This window comes from Myxococcus sp. CA039A (assembly GCF_013336645.1).
In the GTDB taxonomy this organism is placed as follows: domain Bacteria; phylum Myxococcota; class Myxococcia; order Myxococcales; family Myxococcaceae; genus Myxococcus; species Myxococcus llanfairpwllgwyngyllgogerychwyrndrobwllllantysiliogogogochensis.
Genome location: NZ_JABUMQ010000222.1, coordinates 1 through 18,913 on the forward strand (window position 1 = coordinate 1; position 18,913 = coordinate 18,913).

The window sequence follows — 18,913 nt, forward strand, 5'->3', positions numbered from 1 at the left end:
CCAGCCGACGGTCCCCCTCCACCGTCGCCGCCCCCATGCGCGCGGACTCCATCGCCGACAGGGGCTCCGCGTGCAGCCGGCTCCGGGACTCTCGAAACACTCGCATCGACAGCGATGTCCGACGCGGCGTCTCCAGTCGAGTCAGCGCCACCCGGGTCTCCGCGCGCGTCTGGGGCAGTCCCGTCGCGCCGCCTCCCAGCTCCACCACGTCCGAGCCCGTCACCTCTCGCAAGAGCCCGTCCTCGTCGAGCATGAAGTCCAGGTGCCCCCGCAGCCGAGGCACCACCAGGCCCGGACCCCGAGGCCCCGTCGGCGCCCACAACGGCAGCGCCGTCCGCAGGTAGCGCCGCTTCGTCTTCACGTACGTGTTCGCGCTGCCCCCCGCGCGGTACTCCGACTCGTAGTCCCCGGTGGTGTCTGTCTCCTCCGTGCTCCAGCTCCGCCCGTCCTCCGCCACGAACTGGGTGGCCGCAATCAGCAAGCGCACGAACCGCCGCTCCCGCGCGGCCAGCTCCCCGTCGAAGTGCACCGACAGCACGCGTCCACGGGGGTCCTGGGCCATGTACACGGGCCGCTCGAAGCGCGAACGAAAGGCGCGCAGTTCGTCCTCTCCGAGTGGCTCCTCCACCTCCACCCGCGAGGGCTCCACCCGAGCGGAGAAGAAGTGCTGCCCTCCCTCCTCGCCCAGATACGTCAGCTCCAGCACTCCGCTCCAGCCGGTGTGCCGCCAGGTGCGTCCCGTCTCCGCGCCGGGGAGCTGCTCGGCCGAACGCGCATCCAGGTCGAACGAGTACCGGTGCTCCAGTCCGGGCGTCAGCACGCGTTGGCGGCCTCGCTTCCCGGGTGGGACTGTCTTTGGGACAGCGGTGGGGAGGGGCTCGTCGGAGCGCGGTGCGGGGTGGCTCACCGAGATGACCTGGGTGGGCGCGGACGGCTTCCAGCCTCGCTGCGCCTCGAAGCTCCACAGGGCCATCACCGCCAGCAAGACGATGAGGGGCACCAGGCTCTTCAGGCGAGGGGACACGGCACCTGAGATACGGAGCCACCCCCCATTCCTGGTCGTCGGCCCGGCGTGACGCGGTGCCTCAACCCGGGAAGGAGGAAGACCGAACGCTCACTGACCGCCGAGCCGCAGCTCCAGCTCCGCCAGCTCCCGCTTCACGGTGGGGTCCGACTCCCGCAGCCCCTCCACCTTGCGCACGGCGGAGATGACGGTGGAGTGGTCCTTGCTGAAGCGCGACGCAATCTCCGGGTAGGAACTCTTGGTCAGCTTGCGGCTCAGGTACATGGCCACCTGCCGCGCATGCGCCAGGGCCTTGTGACGGCGGTCTTCCTTCAGCGACTCCACCGTGACTTTGTAGAAGCGGGCCACCTCGCGCTGGATGGCTTCCACGTCCACCACGTTCTGCGCGGGGAGGATGTCGCGCAGCACCTCCGCGGCGAACTCCTCCGTCACCGGCTGGCGCGTCAGGCTGTGCACCGCCGACAGCTTCACCAGCGCGCCTTCGAGCTCACGCACGTTCTTCTGGATGTGCTTGGCGATGAAGTGCGCCACCGAGTCCGGCAGGTCCAGGTTCTCCGTCAGGGCCTTCTTCTGGAGGATGGCCACCCGCGTCTCGTACGTGGGCTCGCGGATGTCTGTCATCAACCCCATGGTGAAGCGACTGCGCAGTCGCTCCTCCAGGCCCGGAATCTCCGCGGGCACCGTGTCGCTGGTGAGGATGATGGCCTTGCCCAGCTCGTAGAGCGTGTTGAAGGTGTAGAAGAACTCCTTCTGCGTCTCCTCGCGCTTGCCCAGAAACTGGATGTCGTCGATGAGCAGCACGTCGCACTCTTCCCGGAACTTCCGCCGGAAGTCCGTCATGCGGTGCTCGCGAACGCTCTCCACGTACTCGTTGGTGAACTGCTCGCTCGACAGGAACACCACCCGCTGCGTGGGGTCCTTCTCCCAGATGTGATTGCCCACCGCCTGCAGCAGGTGCGTCTTCCCCAGACCGGTGCCGCCGTAGATGTAGAGCGGGTTGTAGTGGTGGCCCGGCTTGTCGGACACGGCCTGCGCCGCCGCGGCGGGGAGCTGGTTGCTGTCCGCCACCACGAAGGTGTTGAACGTGAAGCGGCTGTTCAGCCTCGAAGGACGGCCAATGCTCACCTTCACGGTGGGTGTGGGCGGGAAGAAGCCCTCCGGGACCAGTCCCTCCACCACTTCGTAGGCGACGGAGACGAGTCCGTCACCCAACCGGGCCAGGTGTCCTTCGAGCAATCCGCGGTAGTGGTCATCCACCCAGTCGCGGAAGAAGCGATCCGGAACACCGAGGACGAGCGCCCCGTCACGGACCTCCAGCGCGCGAACCCGGTCCAACCACTGGAGCGCGTACTGACGGCCTTCCTGACGGATGGCCTCCAGCATCTTGTTCCAGAGAATTCCAGCACTTGGAATGGAGGGTGCGGCCTGAGCGAGGGCGTTCAAGTGTGTCTCAACCGTGCAAAGCGGAGGGAGTTGCGAGCGTCTGGCGGTGCTAACAGACGCTTCCGGGTGGATCAAGCTACCGACCCAAAGCGGCGCCGTTGAAGGATCTTTTCCGGGTCCGGATGATCGGCAACGGCCATGCCGCCCCGGCGCGATTGTGGAGATCCGCCCGACGCCCCCCAACCGCTGGGGTTCCCCTGTCCCGACTTGACTGTGGGTACGGAATGCAAAAGGGCGCGGTTTCGCGCGTGCGCGCCCTCAGGGGCTCCCGGTGGATCCGCTGGAGGGCACCACGCCCAGCGCTTCGTGGCTCTGGGCATCCAGCTCCGGGAAGCAGAGGTGACACGGCCCCGGGGGCAGTCCGCCGACGCGCGCGAAGCCCCGCGCATCCGTGCGTCCCTTGCGCTGGGTGCCGTCCGCGAGGATGACGATGAAGCGCTCGTTGGCGATGGGCATGTCGTTCTCTCCCACCAGCTCCAACTCCACCCAGCCCTCTTCCAGGGGGCACGCCTGCACCGCGGCACTGTTGTCTTCGAGGCCCATGTCCTAGGTCCCTCCGTTCCTGAAGCGCTGTCGCGTCTGGGCGTTGCGTGCTTCGCGCTGCTTCCTGCGTGTCGCCTCCAGGTGCAGGCGGCGCATCCGCTCGTGCGGCTCGGTGACGTCCGCGTCATCGAGCATCTGTGCGGCCCAGCGCAGCTCGGGACGTGACTCGAAGTCGAGCCCGTGCAGCGCCGTCACCTCCAGGTACCAGGTGAGGCCCTGCCTGGACGTGAGCGAGCGCGCCTTCGCCTGACTCATGCCCTCTCTCACATGCGCCGCGAGCGCTGCGTCGTCCAGGGCTCGCAGCTCCTCGGGGAAGTGGCGCCGCAGGTGCTCGCGCAGGTCCGCTTCGAAGCGCTGCTCCGAGACGGCGCCGAGCGCGCTCAACTGGTTCTCTCGAATGGTCAGCATGGGCGAGGGCATCCGTTAGAGCGTGGACTCCGCTTCGGAGCTGGGGAGCTTCGAGTCGGGAGGCTTCGAGTCGGGAGGCTTCGAGTCGGACACGGGGAGCTTCGGCTTTGGAGGCGCCTTGTGGTGCTGCGCGCCGGAGAGCTTTCCGGTGACGGTCCGCGCGCCGAGGGGGTTCTGTTGTTTCATCGCGTCGTCCCGAGTGGCGAAGACCTCGAAGCTCTCGTCGCTCACGTAGCGCACGGGGATGCCGCCGGGGCGCTCGTCGGTGGCCCATAGTTGAGCGAAGGCGAGCAGCTTCGCGTCGAAGGCGCCCCAGTCCCAGACCTTCTCCTCGCTCTTGTACGCGTCGCGGCTCGCCGGGTTCACGCTGATGCGAATCTCCTCCACGTCGTGGGCCCACTCGACGAGCCCGTGGATGTGGGCCTCGATGTAGGGGATGGCGGCCTTCTTCTGGGCCGCCCTGCGCAGGCCGTCGTTCTGTCCCCGCCCGGCGGCGTAGAGCTTCAGGTGGTCCTCCTGGAAGCGCAGGCCGCTGATCTGCTTCAAGAGGGTGAACGGGTGGGTGGGCGTGCAGAGGTCGTCGGGGAACACGCCCACGCTGAAGGTGTCGTTGTGCGTGAGGGTGATGCGCCGCCAGAGGTGGGGCTTGAGGATGTAGGCCGCGTCGCCGTACTTGGGGCACGCGCCGGACGTCGTCTGCGCCAGGTTGATGGCGGCGTACTTGGGTCGGCGCGCGCGGTCGAAGCCAGGGGACTCGCAGGGGGTCTGGTACTGGACCTTGAAGCGCTCGGCGTTGTCGCGAGGCACCGAGTCCGTGCTCGCGCCCACGCGCTGCTTGCCCGTCTTGAAGAAGATCTCCCAGTACTGGGCCAGGTGTGCCGGCAGCTTCGTGCCCCGGTCCACCGCGTCGATGACCTTCTCCAGGTCATCGCAGTTGAGGTTCGCCGTGAGCTGGAACTGCACCAAATCCCGGCCGAAGTTCTCGACGGTGTAGTCCGTGGAGCCCGTGGCGTTGAAGGCCGTCAGGGCCTCGGTGGCGAGGGCGTGGTCGCGCGTCACGCGCTCGATGGTGTTGATGCGCGCGCGGACCAGCACCAGGCGCTCCTCGGGCGTGAGCTTCAGGAACTGGGCGTCCTTCGGGTCGAAGCAGGCGTGGAAGTAGTACTGGTAGAAGAAGGGGAAGGACCGAGGCTTCTGGACGATGGCCTCGATGAGCACCGACTCGTGGGCCTCGAAGTAGCCGCAGAACTGCTTCGTCACGCCCCGGAAGGACTTGAGCCCTTCCTCGAAGTGGACCCTCCCTGGCCCTCCGGGCTTGCCGTCGTCTCCGTCTTCGGGCGGCACGGCGATCTTCTCGGTGATGTGGACGAACCAGGCCGCGTCCGCGATGAGCTGCTCGCGGAACTCCTGCTTGCGTCCCTCCGCCAGCTTCACCCTGTCCAGCCGCTCATCGGTCAGGAACAGCAGTCGCTCTGGCAGGAACTTCTTGTTGTTGAGGACGCGGTGGATTTCGAGCGTGTCCGCGTCGTGGACAATCTGCTCGTTGAGGTCCCCCAGCCTCGGAGGCTTGGGCTCATCCGTGCGCGCGGTGTTCTTCGCGTCGCCCTTCTTCGCGGAGCGGCTGTCCACCTTGCTCACGGTGAGGACCTTCGCGACGGAGACGCCCTTCTCCTCCGGGGGCTTCGGCTTCTCCTTTCGCTCGTCGTCGTTCTGCTCGTTCTTGACGATCATCCTCGCGACGTAGGCGGCGTACTCGTTCCCGTAGCCGGACTCGCGCAGGTAGTAGAAGCAGTTGCGCGCGCTCTCGTGCTCCCAGACGTCCTTGCCTGAGCTGGCGCGGGCGCAGTCATGCATGCCGATGCCGTAGGCGATGGCGGAGATGTCCACCTCATCCAGCTCGGGCTCGGGCATCCGCGCGAGGGCTTCGTCGCGTTGCCCGTCGTCATTGGCTGGTTTGGTGCGCAAGCTCTCCGGTCGCGTGTCCCCGGGCAGGAAGCGCGGCTGGCCATGGCGCAGGTAGAAGTTCGCCATGGCCATGCCGAGTATCAGGCTGCGCGCGATGTGCTGGTGGTTGTGGTGGAAGTCGGGAACGTTCTGCTCGTAGTGCGCCAGGAGCGTGTTCATGTCCTGGCGCTGGAACTGGAAGAAGGTGGGCTGGAAGCCCTCCGCGGGCACGCGCTTGAGGAGGCTCTGCGTCCGGTCCGTCTGGATGGCCTCGGAGGTGTCTGGATGGAGTCGGGGCTCCAGCGTGAAGCCGCCCTTCTCCACATAGGTGGAGTACTTGGAGACGAACCCGCCTCCCTTGGGCTTCCGAGGTGAGGGAACGCTCGACGACTCACCGAGCACCTCCCAGAGGGTCCGTCCTTCGTCCACCAGGGTCATCAGGCTCTCGGCGCGCTCGCCGTTGATGACCGTCAGCGCGCTCGGGCTGGTGTGGATGAAGCACTTGGTGAAGTCCCGGTCGTTGTTCGTCGCGAGCAGCAGGGCCGTCTTGAGCTTCTTCTTCCGGCTGCTCTTCGTGCTCATCAGCGACTTCTTGAGGATGACGTCCGAGTCGCTCTTCTTCGTGGGCTCGGGAGGCTTGCGCTCCTTCCGGGCAGACGACTCGCCCCCGAGCGGAGGCGGTGGCTGGGCCAGGGGCGCGGGCGGAAAGAGGGGCTCGAGCGCCCTCAACATCTGTCCTCGCAGCAGGTCGCAGCTCGCGCTGGTGATGAGGCCGAGCGGGTTCGCGGAGAGCGTCTGCCCCGCGCGCATCAGGGCCCGGGCGAACTGGATGACGTAGAGGCCGCAGTTGTAGCCATCCTCCTGCCGCTCGACGTCCGCGGAGGTCGTGAAGTCGAGCGCCCGGGAGAGATAGCCCTTCGCGTGGAGCTTCTGGATGAGGGCCCGGGCCGCGCCCGCGTTGCTCTCCCCCAGGGAGTCGTAGTGCACGAAGGCGCGGGTCGCCGCGGAGAAGACGAGCAGGCTCCAGTGGGTCTCCTCGGTGTTGACGGGAAAGAGGAGCACCGGCGCGTCCTTCGGCAGCTGGGTGGTCGCCAGGTCCAGGTGCCGCGCGGCACCCAGCTCCGCGCCCAGGGAGTTGCCGAAGGCCTCGTCATCCCCGTCCTTGCCCGCCTTGACCACGGAGGGGGAAATCCACATCACCTGGTGGGCGTTCAGCGCCCCCAGCCCGTCGTCGTAGCCGGTGACGCCGTGGTCGATGAGGGTGTCCGTCATCCATCCGGTGTCTTCACGCAGCTGGAAGAGGTCGTAGCGGCTCAGGAGGTTCCGCGTGGCGCGCAGAACGGTTGCGTCACTGTCGATGTAGAGAATCCACTCGTGGGCCATGAGGGCTTTCGCGGGCGCGATGTTGGACGGTGAAGGTCAGGAGCCGTGGATGGCGATGAGCTGGGTGCGCGTGCGGTCGTCGACGGTGGTGACGCGCTCGTACGCGTCGTCGTCACACGCGAGCAGGTCCTCGGGTGTCAGCTCCAGGCCGCAGTGCTCGCGCTTGAAGGCGATGACGGCGACGGCGAGCTCGTCCTCGTCCCCTTCGACGTCCAGGTAGCCCAGGTTGATGAGCCGCTGGCGCACGCCGCTGGCCTCCGTGGCCGGGTCCAACCGGCTCAGCTTCAACTCGTAGCGCTCCTCCCCTTCCAGATCGAGCGTGGCCTGCTGGCTGCCCGGCATGACCCAGAACGTGACGTCCCCGTCGGGCCCGGTGGTGCCGGAGTGGGCCTCACCGTCGACCTCCAGGAGGTACCGGGCGTCCTTTCGGGGCTCCGAGCCGCTCAGGAGCCGCACCTGGACCTGCACGGGCACGCCCTTGCGGCGGAAGCGGTAGCGTTTGCCCGTCTGGGCGGCGTGGCGGACCTGCTGGAGGGCGGGAATCGTCAGGACATCGCCGGCCAGGAGCACATTGGGGTCCTGGCGCAGCCCACGGAGTTCAGCGTTACCCGGGTCATTCCAGATGGCCTCGGGGAGCAGGCCGTAGCGAGCCGCGATGTCATTCAAGCACTCATGTTCCTGGGCGACATGCACCTGGGGCATCGCCCGACTCTAACGCGGCGCGAAAGGTCGTTTGAGCGCATTGCAGGGCTTGGCGGAAGTTCCGAGCCCCGGGGTGATCGGCCCGGCGGCCTGGACTTCCGTTTCCGGACCCATGTAGGCAGGCAGGCGCCCCCTCTGTGGGCAGGGGGCGACGGTTTCGTTCCCAGGATCGGGAAAATGGGGCGGGTGGAGGTGATCCTCCGTTGACTTACCCTGGAAATGGGGTATGCCCCCGGCCCTTTCCCTAGTTCAGGTCGCGCCGGAGCAGCAGGAGGCGCCGCCTTCATCATCAAGGAGTTCGAGCCGTGTCCAAGCGCACGTACCAGCCGTCGAAGCTGCGCCGCAACCGCACCCACGGGTTCCGCAAGCGCAACGCCACCAAGTCCGGCCGGGATGTCCTCAAGCGCCGCCGCGCGAAGGGCCGCAAGCGGCTGGTCGTGTCGGCTGCGAAGAAGTAAGCGAGTCCGCGTGTGAGGGCCGAGGGTGCGACGCCGGGGCAGCAGGGCCCGGCAGACCAGCGCTTCCCCAAGGCCCTTCGCCTGCTCAGCAGGCGTGAGTTCCTCGAGGTGCAGGACGGTGGGCAGAAGCTCCCCTCCGACTGTCTCCTCGCTCTCTACAAGCGCAATGGCCGGACGTACTCCCGTGTTGGCCTCACCGTGTCGAGCAAGGTGGGAAACGCGGTGGTACGGGCGCGCCTGAGGCGGGTGCTGCGGGAGTTGTTCCGCAAGCGCCGCATGCAATGGCCCCCGGGCCTGGACGTTGTGTTGGTGGCGCGCTCGTCCGCGAAGGAAGCCTCCTTCGTGGCTCTGTCCCGCGCCTTCGACGGTGTCACCCGTAAGCTGCAGCGGCTCCCGCCGGCCGCCGAGCCGAAGCCGAAGGAGCCTCCCAGATGAGCCCGCTCGCCTTCGCCATCTCGCTGCCCATCCGGTTCTACCGGAAGTTCCTCGGGCCGCTCTTGCCGAAGGTGTGCCGCTTCCACCCCTCCTGCTCCACCTACGCCATGGAGGCGCTGGAAAAGCACGGAGGCCTCAAGGGCTCCTGGCTCACCCTGTGGCGCTTGATGCGCTGCCAGCCTTTCCACCCCGGTGGCATCGACCCGGTGCCGTGACGGGGCTTCCACCCCTTGCCGCACCCTCCCCCGAGGGGAGGGACCTCTATGAACGATCCGCTTTCGCCCCAGTCGAACGACTCCCAGAAGCGGCTGCTGGTCGCCCTGCTGCTCTCCTTCGCCGTCACCGCCGGATGGATGTTCCTCTTCCCGCCCCCGCCGGCCGCCCCCGGCGCCGACGACGCGGGTGTGACGACCACCGGCACGACGCAGGATGCGGGCACCACGGCCCAGGCCGCCCTTCCGCCGTCCGGTGAGGGCACGCCGCCGCCCACCGGAACTCCCTCGGATGCCACCCCTCCCCCGCCCGCGCGGCAGGTGGAGATGATGCGCAAGGACTCCGTCTACCGCTTCTCCTCGCTGGGGGCGGGCCTGACGGAGGCCCAGTTGCAGGGCGTGAAGCTGCGTGAGCAGCACTCGCTCACGTTGGCCCAGGGCTGGCAGTTGCTGGTGGGCAAGGAGGTGCCTCCCGCGCCGCAGATGAACCTGGCGCAGCCGGTGCCCAACGAGCCGCTGCCCCTGTCCGTCACCATCGAGGGCTCAAGCCCCCTGCCGAAGAACGTGCCCTACACGGTGGAGGAGAAGAAGGGCGGCGGCGCCGAGTCCGTCACCTTCACCGGCCGCCAGGGCCCGTGGGAAGTCGTGAAGGTGCTCCAGTGGCCGCACGAGGGCTTCGAGCTCACGTACACCATCCAGGTGAAGAACACCTCCGGCCAGCCTCAGAACGGCGAGCTTCAAGTTCACTACGGCCGTGCCATCGACCCGAACTTCGAGCACGCGCCGTCCTTCTTCGGCGGCGTGGGCAACCTGAGCCGCTCCGCGTGCTGGGTGGACGAGAAGCTCCACAACATGAACCCGGGCGACGACAAGCCCGAGGACACCAAGGGGCAGATCCACTTCTTCGGCATCAACCAGCAGTACTTCCTGTCCGCGCTCTACCCGCTGGACGGGCCGCGCCCCGGTCACTGCATCCTCACCGCCACGCCCACCGCGCGGCAGGTGACGGCGGCCTTCCCGCTGAGCGTGGGCGCGGGCGAGACGGTGACGCTGCGGCTCGGCGGCTACCTGGGCCCCAAGGACCCGGACCTGATGGCCGTGGTGCCCGGTCCGGAGCTGCGTCAGGCCGCGGGCCTGGGCGAGGCCGTGTTCCACCCGAAGCTCGAGGACACCGTCGACTTCGGCATCTGGGCGGTCATCTGCAAGATTCTGCTGGGCATCATGAAGTTCTTCCACGGCCTCACCGGCAACTGGGGCGTGGCCATCATCCTGCTCACCGTCGTGGTGAAGCTGGTGCTGCTGCCACTCACCTACCGCTCCATGGTCAGCATGGAAGAGGTGAAGAAGCTCCAGCCGCGCATGGAGGAGATTCGCAAGAAGTTCGCGGACAACCGCGAGCAGCAGAACGTGGAAATCATGAAGCTGTACCAGGAGGCGAAGGTCAATCCGCTCGGCGGCTGCCTCCCGCTGCTCATCCAGATGCCGGTCTGGATTGCCCTCTTCACGGCGCTGCGCAACAGCTTCGACCTGTACGGTGAGCCCTTCTTCGGTCCCATCTGGAGGGACCTGACCTACAAGGACCCCACGTACCTGCTGCCCCTGGCGCTGGGCATTTCGATGATCATCACCCAGAAGATGCAGCCGCAGATGATGGATGCGACCCAGGCGAAGATCATGACCTGGTTCGTGCCCGGCATCTTCACGCTGACGCTGCTTCAGTACCCGGCGGGCCTGTCGCTCTACATCTTCACCAACAACATCCTCTCCATCGCGCAGCAGTACGGGCTCCGGAAGTGGCTGGACCGGAAGAACAAGCCCCAGGCAGGGGGCGGAACGCCCGCGGTGGCGACAGCGGGAGGAAAACGCAAGTGAGCGAGCAGCAGGTTCCTCAGCAGGCCCCCGTGGGCGGCGCTCCCGCCTCGGGCGGGACTCCGGCCCCGGACTTCCGGCCGCGCGTGGAGAAGCTCCTCGGGGACATCCTCGGGCTGATGGGCTTCCCCGCGCGCCTGGACATGCAGGACGCGGCGGATGGCAGCCTGTCCGTCGCGCTGCACTTCGAGGCGGGTCCTCCTCCCGGCGTGGAGCAGGGTCGCCGCAGTCAGGTGCTGGATTCGCTCCAGTTCCTGCTCAACAAGATGCTGCACCGTCCCGGCGTCGAGCGGCGCTGGGTGGTGCTGGGCTGTGGCGCGCACCCGGAGCCTCGTCAGCGTCGCGAGCCGCAGCAGCAGGCCCCCGCGCAGGCGCCCGCCCCCGTGGCTGGCGCGGCGGCGGCCCCGGCTCCTGCTCCCGCGGCGGCGCCCCGTGCGCCTGCTCCCGTGGCTCAGTCGCAGGCTCCCGGGAAGCAGGCGCAGCGAGGGGCGGCTCAGGCCGCGGCGCCTCGGAGTGCGGCGGCGCCCGCGCGGGCGGGCGGCGAGTCGGATGAGCGCTCGGTGGCCGTGGAAGAGGATGCGGCGCTGCGAGAGGCGGTCCGCCGGCTCGCGGAGAAGTCCGCCAGCCTGGGGCGCTTCTACGCGCTCGCCGCGATGAAACAGGATGACCGCGCGCGCGTCTTGAAGGCGGTAGAAGGTGTGGCGGGGTTGAAGGTGACGGCCGAGGGCGAGGGTCGCAACCGCCGTGTCGTGTTCACTCCGGAGAAGCCGGCGCCGCTGCCCAAGCGGAGCTTGCTCCCGGATGATGACGAGGACGATTTCGACGAGTGAGAGGGCGGTGCATGGGCAAGGCGAAGGGTCTCAAGGACAAGCTGTACGGCGCGGCGGTGCTGAAGATGAGCTTCCGCCTGCGCGGGGATGAGGAGTCTCCCGCCTTCCGCTTCGTCTACCCGGGAGTGCTCCGGGACCTGGAAATCGAAGACGGAGCGGTCGAGAAGTACATCGAGGAGAATCGCGAGGCCGTCGAAAAGGCCGCCCGTGGTTCCACGCCCCCCATGGGGCCCCGGTAGTCTCTCCCGCGCGGAGGGGAGCATCGCTCCCCAGCCGAGATGACTTCAGCCACTTCCACCATCGTCGCGCTGGCCACGGCACCCACCGCTGGGGCCGTGGGCATCCTCCGGCTGTCGGGCCCCGCCGCGCTGGAGGTGGGTCGCCGCCTGGCGCCGAGCATTCCCGTGGAGCCCACGCCTCGCCACGCGTACCTCGCGGGCTTCGTGGATGCGCAGGGCCGGGCGCTGGACGAGGGCCTCTTCCTCTACTTCCGCGCGCCCTCCTCCTTCACGGGCGAGGACGTGGTGGAGCTCCAGGCGCACGGCAGTCCGCGATTGCTTCAGTTGTTGCTGGCGCGTGCGCTGGAGGACGGGCTCGCGCGTCCCGCGGCGTCCGGTGAGTTCACCCGGCGCGCCTTCCTGAATGGCCGCATCGACCTGACGCGCGCGGAGGCGGTGGCGGACCTGGTGGCGGCCGACTCGGAGTCCGCGGTGCGTGCCGCCGCGGCGGGGCTCTCGGGTGCGCTCACGGAGCGGGTGCGTGCGCTGGAGGAGCCGCTGCGCTCGCTGCATGCGGACCTGGAGGGAGTGCTCAACTTCCCCGACGAGGCGGAGGGCGCGGACGAGGATTCGGAGGCGCGAGTCCAGGCGCTGCGGGCTCGGGCGGAGGTGCTGCTCTCCGAGGCGGGACAGGGTCGACTGGTGCGCCGGGGCGCGCGCGTGGCGTTGTTTGGCCCGGTCAACGCGGGCAAGTCCACGCTGTTCAACCGACTGGTGGGCGAGGCGCGCGCGCTGGTGGACGACGAGCCTGGGACGACGCGCGATGCACTGGAGGCCCGTGTCGAGTGGAACGGCCTGGGCGTCACGCTGTTCGACACGGCGGGACTGCGCGAGACGCCGGGCCGCGTGGAGGCGCTGGGTATCGCCCGGACGCGCGAGCTGCTGGCGGGCGTGGACCTGACGGTGCTCGTGCTGCCTCCAGGGACTTCCGAGTCTGACGCGGAGCGCTGGCGGGCCGAGGCGGGCGCGACGGACGTGCTGGTCATCGACGGCAAGTGCGACGTGGGGCCGGAGACCCTCGGTGCGCCGCTCCCCCGTGTCAGCGAAGCCGAGGCAGCATCCGATGCTGAGACGACGGCGGGAGGGACACTCCCGCCGCGTCGCCGCATCAGCGGGCTGACCGGTGAAGGCGATGGAGGGCTCGGCGTCGAAGCACCCTCGTTGGATTCCCCACCGCGCCCGCGTGTCAGCGGGCTGACCGGCGAGGGCGATAGCAGGCTCGGCGTCGAAGCACCCTCGTCGGCTTTCCCACCCCGCCCGCGTGTCAGCGGGCTCACGGGCGAAGGCGTGGACGCCCTGCGCGAATCCCTCCTCTCCCGGCTGTGGGGTGGCGGTACGCCCTCCGCGGTAGCCCTCGTGTCCGAGCGCCACGCCGATGCCCTGCGTCGCGCCGCCGAGGCACTTTCTCGCGCGGAGTCCGCGTCGCGCCTGTCCACCCTGGAAGTCGTCTCCGGTGAGCTGGCCCTCGCCCTGGAGGCGCTCGGCGAACTGTCCGGAACCTCCGCTTCCGAGGCACTCATCGACGCAATCTTCCAGCGATTCTGCATCGGAAAGTGACGCGTTCCGAGCAGTCGGGGACGTGTCAGACCCCCTCCTAGAATGCCGCCCTCAACCGCCGCACCTTCGGAGGCGCTGTGACGGAAGGCATCATCCACCTGGCGAACCACTCGATGCTCTCGGCCCTGCCCTCGGGCTGGGTGGGAGAAGTCCTCGACGAGGAGTTCGTCGCTTCACCCAGGCTGACTCCCGCGCAGACTCGCGCCGCCTTCATGCTGGGGGTGGAACTGGGCGAACAGCTCGACCGACGCCGGGGTGGCAGTGGCCGCTGGTGCTTCCTGCGCGCCCCCGAGCTTCGGCTCGGTCACGACGTGCTCGTCCCGGACGTGGCCGGCTGGCGTCGAGACCGCGTCGCCTCCCCCATCGACCCGGACGTGCCCTTCCTCACGCTGGCCCCGGATTGGGTGTGCGAAGTGCTTGCGCCCTCCACCGCCGCGCTGGACCGCACGCGCAAGCTGCCCGTCTACGCGCGCCAGGGCGTCTCCCATGTCTGGCTGGTGGACCCCCTCGCGCGCACGCTGGAGACGTACCAGCGCGTCAAGCGAGGCTGGCTCCTCACCGGCTGCTACGAGTCCGACGCGCTGGTGCGCGCCGAGCCCTTCACCTCCGCACCGGTGGAACTCGAGACGCTGTGGCTCCCCGAGTCCTCGCTGTGCGGGGAGACCTCACTGCTCTCCGCCGTGCCCTGACTCCCGTCGCGCCCTTCAGCTGGCGCGGCGGAGAAACGTGGCATCACCCGCGGGATGCACCATCCTGCGCACCGCACGCAGCAGGAGGTCCGGATCCACCGGGGCGGCCAGGAAGCCTCGGGCCCCCACCGCCTGCGCGCGAGGCAGGTCCACCTCGGGCGTCTTGCCCGCCACCACCACCTGCGCGGGCACCTTGCACCCCAGGGCCTCCAGCGACGGAAGCGGCGTCACCACCACCTGCATCTCGCTCGAAGCCAGCAGCTCCTCGGTGCTCGCCACGCGGGAGGTGAGTCCCGCGCCCGCCAGCACCTTCACCAGCCCCGCAGCCGCGTCCACGCCCCAGCCGTACACCAGCACCTGGGCCATGGGCTCCGGACGGGCCGCCGTCAGCGTGGGCAGCTTCGAGCGCAAGGGCGCCCTCGGCGCGGGCACCTTCACCGCGGGCTGGGGCCGCGCCGCCTCTTCCTCCAGCGAGGACAGGAGCGGCAGCGCCTCCTCGGGCGGCGCCTCCATGTTCGTCAGCTCCACCATGCTGGCGCCGAGCACCATGGTCATCTGCTCGTCCGCCTCGGGCAGGGAGAACCCCTCCATGCCGGGCCGCCGGGCGACGACGTCCGTCTCGCCCCGGTACATCCGGCCAATGGCTCGGCGGATGGACGCATCCGTGGCCAGCTTCGCCACCACCCGCGTCCGCCCCGTCACGCTCTTCACCGCGTCCAGCGACGCGAGGCTCGCCGGAGCGGCCATGGCCACCACGAGCGTGTCCTTGGGCGCGTGTCCTTCCAGCCGCAGGGGCACCACCCGGTGCGCCTCCGCCACCCGCTCCGGAATCAGCCGCGCCAGGCCGGGCTCGGGCGCCTGCGCCGACAGGTCCACCGTCTGCATTCCCACCTGCTCCGCCAGCGCCTCCAGCACCTGATCCGCCGAGCAGAAGCGTTGATCCACGACCACCTGCCCCAACGGCACCCCCCACTTGCGCTGATACGCCAGCGCGGAGTGGAGCTGCAGCGCATCAATCACGCCGCGCGCCAGCAAGATGTCCCCCAGTCGCTTCTTCATACCCGGCTCCTCCGGCCCCCCACGGCGGCCACTACCCCTGGGAACGCACTCGTCCCGGAAAATTGAAACAGTTCTACGCTCGCACCGGCCGTTTCGGCTTCCTCGCCGACGACAGACGGTTCCGCGTCCACGACATCTGCAAGGCAGGGGCCCAGGGGCGCCCACCCACCGTGCCGCGTCGTCACGTCTCCTCTGGGAGACGGAGCGCGTCCAGGGTTGTGACGGCGCGAAAAGGGCTTCGAGGCATGCCGCGCGCCCCGAAGCCCTTGGATCCACGGCGTTCCGACATCACGCCCCTGCGTCCGGAAGGCACGCGGGGGCGCGTAAAACGGAAAGGCCCGCTACCAGCGCGTCTGGGGCATGGGCGCGTACAGCGAGCCGCGCTCGGGTGCGAAGACACCCAGCCGCACCCCCAGGCCATGCACCACGCGCGTGGCCTCCACCAGCGGCGCCCAGGGCGTGACGACCGCCGTCGTGGCGGAGGTGTCCTCGCTGTTGTCCCCCGTCTCACCCAGCACGGAGGAGAGCACCTCGGCGGGGCTCTTCTTGCGCGGATACTCCTCGATGCGCACCCGGGCATCCGCGGGGAGCTTCGCCGCTTCCTTCGCCAACTCGAGCGCCTTGGCATAGCCGCCCAGCGCGTCCACCAGGCCGTTCTCCAGCGCGTCCTCACCCGTCCAGACGCGGCCCTTGGCCAGGCCCTGCAGCTTCTCCAGCGGCATCTTCCGGCTGCTCGCGGCGCGCGTGGTGAAGTCCGTGTAGATGCGGTCCAGCTCCGCGTCCACCCGCGCCTGCTGCTCCGGCGTGTAGTCCGCGTCCGAGCTGGCGAGCGTGGCGTTGCGCCCCAGCGCCACGGTGTCGAAGTTGACGCCCAGCTTCTCCCAGAAGCCGTTGGTGACGAACTTGCCGGTGTACACGCCGATGCTGCCCGTCAGCGTGCCGGGCTGGGCGACAATCTTGTCCGCCTCCATGGCGAAGTAGTACCCGCCGCTGGCGGCGTACGAGCCCATGGTGGCGATGACGGGCTTGCCCGCCTCGCGAGCGCGCTGCACCTCGCGGCGCACTGTGTCGCTGGCCACGTAGCTGCCGCCGGGGCTGTCCACGCGGAAGATGATGGCCTTCACGCGCGAGTCCTCGGAGGCCTTGCGCAACGCCGCTGCCACGGTGTCACCGCCCATGGCCCCCTCGCCGAATGGGCTGCCTCCGCTCTTGCCGCGCGCCACCTCGCCCACCCCGTACACGAGGGCAATGGTCTCCCCCGTGGTGTGCGGCCGGCCCGCGCGCTCCAGGTACTTCTTCACGTACAGCAGCTCCGCGCCGTCGCCCGCCGCCTTCTTCTGCTCGGCGTAGACCTCGTCGCGGTAGCGCAGGCCGTTCAGCAGCTTGCCGTCCACCGCCTCCGGCGCGAGCAGCGGCGCCCGGTCGATGAGCGCGCGCACCGCGTCCTCCGTCAGCCCGCGCCCTTCGGCGATGCCCCGCACCATCTGCCCGAAGAGGCTGCCCGCGAAGCGCTCGGTGGCCTCCAGGTGCGGCCCGGTGTAGCCCTGCTCGGTGTAGCTGTTGACCGCGTTCTTGAACTCGTAGCGCTTGTCGAACTGGGGCTTCACGCCCAGCTTCGCCAGCGCATCACGAGCGAATGGCGTCTCGAACGCGAGGCCGATGATGTTCACCGCGCCGGACGGCTGCATGTAGATTTCGTCGAAGGCCGACGCGAAGTAGTACGCGCTGGTGCCGTTGGCCTCCTCGCCGAAGGAGTCGGTGAAGGCGATGGCCTTCTTGCCCTTGGCCCGGAACGCCTTCACCGCGTCGCGCAGCTCCTGCGTCGTCGCGGGAGTGCCGGGGCTGGTGCCCACGCGCACCACCAGCGACTTCACCCGCGAGTCCTCTCCGGCCTTCTCCAGTGCATCCACCACGTCGTGCACCGTGAGCGGGTCCTCACCGAAGGCCCCGGCCAGCGAGTCGCCCGACACGTGCTCCGGCAGCGGCTGCGACAGGTCCATTTCCAGCACGAGGTTGGACGGCACGCTCGGGCGGCTCGTGGAGGCCATCACGATGAGGGCGATGAGGCCCAGCATGAAGAGGACGGACATCGCGCCAATGAAGGCGAGCGCGCCGATGAGAAATCGTTTCATCCGAAGAAGCTCCTGGTACCTGGGAGACGGGCCACGAATCCGGCACGCGGTCCTTACTACTTAACGGGCCAGGGTGCCGATGCTTGCACGTCTCCCCACGCCTCCCCGCCGTCCGAGCGACATTCCGGAGGATGAAGACTGGACGCACGGGTCTTCCTGGCCCTCGCCGGGGGACGGGGCGCTCGTTCCCCCTGGCGCGGGTGGCGCCACCCGGCTCAGCGCGCGTCCAGCTCCACCACCACGGGAGGCCGCATCCCGAACGGGTGGAGGTGACAGTTGGCCACGTTGAGGAAGCGGGTGGGCACGTCGGGAAGCGCGTGCTCGCCCGGTGACTCGTGGATGTGGCCGAAGACGTGGATGCGCGGGAGGACCTGCCGCACGCGCGCGAGCAAGTCCGAGCAGCCCACGTGCGCCCCGAGGAACGTGCGGTCCCCGAGGCCCTTGGGGGGGCCGTGAGTGATGAGCACATCCAGGCCCTCGGGGATGCGGTTCCAATGGGTGAGGATGTCGGCGCCCCGCTCGCGGTTGAAGGCCATGCCTCCGAAGCGAGGCGTCACCGGGGAGCCCCAGAGGCGAAGCCCCCCGACGAGCACCTCCTCGTCTTCGAGGTAGTGCACGCCCGCTTCTCGCGCCAGGGTCCGGGTCAGCTCGGGCTGCGTCTCGCAGATGAAGTCGTGATTGCCCGCGACGAACACCTTCTCGCGGGCCGGGCGGCTGGCGAACCAGGCGAGGAAGGACTCCAGCTCCGGCTGCTTTCCCCGGCGAGAGAAGTCACCCGCGTGGATGAGCACGTCACACGCGGGGACCTTCAGCTCCTCGTGCCGTCGATGGGTGTCGGAGATGAGCACCAGCCTCATACGAATCCCTTCGCTTCGGGCGTGGAAGTCCGAGGCTGGAGGGGACGCTACACCGGCACGAGGGCCTTCCTCGCGGCACTTCGCTCTGGAGTCAGTGACTCAGTTCTTGAGCAGCTTGTTCAAGATGCTCTCGTGGGCTTGCAGCCGCCGCTCGGTGTCTTCCCGGTCGACGGTGAGCCGGGCGACCTTCCCGTTGACGTGGAACAGTCCCCGACGCAGCTCCGAGGTCGAGGCACCCACGTGTTCGCTCAACTTCGCGAGGGACTCGACGGCTTGCTCGAAGCCCGCTCGGACCACCTGGAGGTCACGGGAGAACACGTCGACCTTCTCCTCGACGACCAGGAGCCGATGGTCCGAGGCCTTCGACTTGTCTTCCAGCGTGTGGACCCTGTTGTCCAAGGTATGCACCTTGCTGTCCAGGGCCTCCACCTTGCTGTCCAGGACCTCCACCTTCTGCTTGAGCGCACTCACCTCATGTTTCAACTCACGGACGTCCTGCCTGACCTCCGTGATGTCCTGCCTGAACTCCGTGACCTCTCGTCGCAGCTCCCCGACTGCAATCGTGGCCTCTTGGGACGCCCTCCGTCCGTCCCGGATGGCCTCCTTGAGCTCCATGTGGCTCCGGTCGAGCGCATCCAGACGCACTCGAGTGCGCTCCATGACCTTCGAGAGGTCCTTGAGCGCCGCGTCCACTCCCCCACCGTCATATCTCGCCATCCCGCCTGCCTCCCTCCGAGCGGCCCCATGCCGCTTCCAAGGTTGAAGACACCCTACCAAACCAATCTGACACGGTGGCAATCAGACAAACAACCCATGGGGTTGTCATGGGAAATCCAGACGAACCCGTGTGTCGAGGGGCCGAGGGGCGGGTCCGGGCGCTCCCTCCCCTGTCTCACGGTGGACGCCCGCCAGGAGGAAGTGCTGGCTTCCGGGATGGCGGATGACCCGTACCGGGTTAGAAGCGCCGTGCACTTTATGAAGACCCGCGAGGACCGCATGAGGCGTCGTACCCCGCTTTCCCTGTTGGCCCCCCTGATGCTGGTGGCCACCACTCCGGTATGGGCCCAGGCCCCTGCCCCCTCCCCTACCC

17 protein-coding genes and 1 pseudogene are annotated in these 18,913 nt (G+C 68.7%); 8 read left to right on the forward strand and 10 right to left on the reverse strand.

Annotated elements, in window-relative coordinates; all coding sequences use genetic code 11:
* The 6 genes and pseudogenes from HR086_RS30980 to HR086_RS31005 form a co-directional block, all read right to left on the reverse strand.
* Positions 1–1,024: pseudogene (locus HR086_RS30980) on the reverse strand (HEAT repeat domain-containing protein); the annotation flags it as partial.
* A 90-nt stretch (positions 1,025–1,114) separates the two neighbouring features.
* Positions 1,115–2,467, reverse strand: coding sequence for a chromosomal replication initiator protein DnaA (dnaA, locus tag HR086_RS30985; RefSeq protein WP_141648947.1), 1,353 nt, complete (start codon positions 2,465–2,467; stop codon positions 1,115–1,117).
* Between the two features lie 258 nt (positions 2,468–2,725).
* The gene (locus tag HR086_RS30990; protein ID WP_174456102.1) at positions 2,726–3,010 is read right to left on the reverse strand and encodes a hypothetical protein; all 285 of its coding nucleotides are present in this window, start codon (positions 3,008–3,010) and stop codon (positions 2,726–2,728) included.
* Positions 3,011–3,013: 3 nt separating this feature from the next.
* Positions 3,014–3,418 carry a hypothetical protein gene (locus HR086_RS30995; RefSeq protein ID WP_174467440.1) on the reverse strand — a complete coding sequence of 135 codons (405 nt, stop codon included), beginning with the start codon at positions 3,416–3,418 and terminating at the stop codon, positions 3,014–3,016.
* A gap of 15 nt (positions 3,419–3,433) precedes the next feature.
* Positions 3,434–6,745 carry a DUF3626 domain-containing protein gene (locus HR086_RS31000; protein ID WP_174467441.1) on the reverse strand — a complete coding sequence of 1,104 codons (3,312 nt, stop codon included), beginning with the start codon at positions 6,743–6,745 and terminating at the stop codon, positions 3,434–3,436.
* Positions 6,746–6,781: 36 nt separating this feature from the next.
* On the reverse strand, positions 6,782–7,411 hold the full coding sequence (locus tag HR086_RS31005) for a hypothetical protein (RefSeq protein WP_174467442.1): 630 nt from the start codon (positions 7,409–7,411) through the stop codon (positions 6,782–6,784).
* A gap of 341 nt (positions 7,412–7,752) precedes the next feature.
* Here HR086_RS31005 and rpmH point away from each other — a divergent pair, with 341 nt between their 5' ends.
* The 8 genes from rpmH (at position 7,753) to HR086_RS31045 (ending at position 13,775) form a co-directional block, all read left to right on the forward strand.
* Entirely contained in the window at positions 7,753–7,905 is a 153-nt protein-coding gene (rpmH, locus tag HR086_RS31010) for a 50S ribosomal protein L34 (RefSeq protein ID WP_141648952.1), read from the forward strand.
* A gap of 12 nt (positions 7,906–7,917) precedes the next feature.
* Positions 7,918–8,340, forward strand: a complete 423-nt coding sequence (rnpA, locus tag HR086_RS31015; protein WP_141648953.1) for a ribonuclease P protein component — start codon at positions 7,918–7,920, stop codon at positions 8,338–8,340.
* Positions 8,337–8,555 carry a membrane protein insertion efficiency factor YidD gene (gene yidD / locus HR086_RS31020; protein WP_141648954.1) on the forward strand — a complete coding sequence of 73 codons (219 nt, stop codon included), beginning with the start codon at positions 8,337–8,339 and terminating at the stop codon, positions 8,553–8,555. The genes rnpA and yidD overlap by 4 nt, the downstream gene beginning before the upstream one ends.
* Positions 8,556–8,603: 48 nt before the next feature.
* A complete protein-coding gene (gene yidC, locus HR086_RS31025) occupies positions 8,604–10,424 on the forward strand; it encodes a membrane protein insertase YidC (RefSeq protein WP_174456106.1) in 1,821 nt (606 codons plus the stop codon).
* A complete protein-coding gene (locus tag HR086_RS31030; protein ID WP_371745672.1) occupies positions 10,421–11,251 on the forward strand; it encodes a hypothetical protein in 831 nt (276 codons plus the stop codon). Before yidC ends, HR086_RS31030 begins: the two co-directional genes overlap by 4 nt.
* An 11-nt stretch (positions 11,252–11,262) precedes the next feature.
* The gene (locus tag HR086_RS31035) at positions 11,263–11,490 is read left to right on the forward strand and encodes a hypothetical protein (RefSeq protein WP_141648817.1); all 228 of its coding nucleotides are present in this window, start codon (positions 11,263–11,265) and stop codon (positions 11,488–11,490) included.
* Between the two features lie 39 nt (positions 11,491–11,529).
* Positions 11,530–13,086, forward strand: coding sequence for a tRNA modification GTPase (locus HR086_RS31040; protein WP_174467443.1), 1,557 nt, complete (start codon positions 11,530–11,532; stop codon positions 13,084–13,086).
* A gap of 77 nt (positions 13,087–13,163) precedes the next feature.
* On the forward strand, positions 13,164–13,775 hold the full coding sequence (locus HR086_RS31045) for a Uma2 family endonuclease (protein WP_174456108.1): 612 nt from the start codon (positions 13,164–13,166) through the stop codon (positions 13,773–13,775).
* Positions 13,776–13,790: 15 nt separating this feature from the next.
* On the opposite strand, the gene HR086_RS31050 is transcribed toward HR086_RS31045, so the two are convergent.
* From HR086_RS31050 to HR086_RS31065, 4 genes are all read right to left on the reverse strand, one after another.
* Positions 13,791–14,834: a general secretion pathway protein GspE gene (locus HR086_RS31050; protein ID WP_141648815.1), complete on the reverse strand. Its 1,044-nt coding sequence runs from the start codon at positions 14,832–14,834 to the stop codon at positions 13,791–13,793.
* A gap of 341 nt (positions 14,835–15,175) precedes the next feature.
* The gene (gene sppA, locus HR086_RS31055; protein ID WP_174467444.1) at positions 15,176–16,966 is read right to left on the reverse strand and encodes a signal peptide peptidase SppA; all 1,791 of its coding nucleotides are present in this window, start codon (positions 16,964–16,966) and stop codon (positions 15,176–15,178) included.
* Between the two features lie 215 nt (positions 16,967–17,181).
* Positions 17,182–17,823 (reverse strand): metallophosphoesterase, encoded by a 642-nt coding sequence (locus HR086_RS31060; protein WP_174467445.1) that lies wholly within the window; start codon positions 17,821–17,823, stop codon positions 17,182–17,184.
* A gap of 99 nt (positions 17,824–17,922) precedes the next feature.
* Positions 17,923–18,540 (reverse strand): hypothetical protein, encoded by a 618-nt coding sequence (locus tag HR086_RS31065; RefSeq protein WP_174467446.1) that lies wholly within the window; start codon positions 18,538–18,540, stop codon positions 17,923–17,925.
* Positions 18,541–18,913 lie beyond the last annotated feature (373 nt).

What these genes read in the sequence shown, in the direction of transcription:
- HR086_RS31000 (WP_174467441.1), bottom strand. Translation starts at nt 6,745, where the DNA reads ATGGCCCACGAGTGGATTCTCTACATCGACAGTGACGCAACCGTTCTG.
- yidD (WP_141648954.1), top strand. Translation starts at nt 8,337, where the DNA reads ATGAGCCCGCTCGCCTTCGCCATCTCGCTGCCCATCCGGTTCTACCGG.
- yidC (WP_174456106.1), top strand. Translation starts at nt 8,604, where the DNA reads ATGAACGATCCGCTTTCGCCCCAGTCGAACGACTCCCAGAAGCGGCTG.
- HR086_RS30990 (WP_174456102.1), bottom strand. Translation starts at nt 3,010, where the DNA reads ATGGGCCTCGAAGACAACAGTGCCGCGGTGCAGGCGTGCCCCCTGGAA.
- HR086_RS31050 (WP_141648815.1), bottom strand. Translation starts at nt 14,834, where the DNA reads ATGAAGAAGCGACTGGGGGACATCTTGCTGGCGCGCGGCGTGATTGAT.
- HR086_RS31035 (WP_141648817.1), top strand. Translation starts at nt 11,263, where the DNA reads ATGGGCAAGGCGAAGGGTCTCAAGGACAAGCTGTACGGCGCGGCGGTG.
- HR086_RS31065 (WP_174467446.1), bottom strand. Translation starts at nt 18,540, where the DNA reads ATGGCGAGATATGACGGTGGGGGAGTGGACGCGGCGCTCAAGGACCTC.
- HR086_RS31040 (WP_174467443.1), top strand. Translation starts at nt 11,530, where the DNA reads ATGACTTCAGCCACTTCCACCATCGTCGCGCTGGCCACGGCACCCACC.
- sppA (WP_174467444.1), bottom strand. Translation starts at nt 16,966, where the DNA reads ATGAAACGATTTCTCATCGGCGCGCTCGCCTTCATTGGCGCGATGTCC.
- HR086_RS31060 (WP_174467445.1), bottom strand. Translation starts at nt 17,823, where the DNA reads ATGAGGCTGGTGCTCATCTCCGACACCCATCGACGGCACGAGGAGCTG.
- HR086_RS30995 (WP_174467440.1), bottom strand. Translation starts at nt 3,418, where the DNA reads ATGCTGACCATTCGAGAGAACCAGTTGAGCGCGCTCGGCGCCGTCTCG.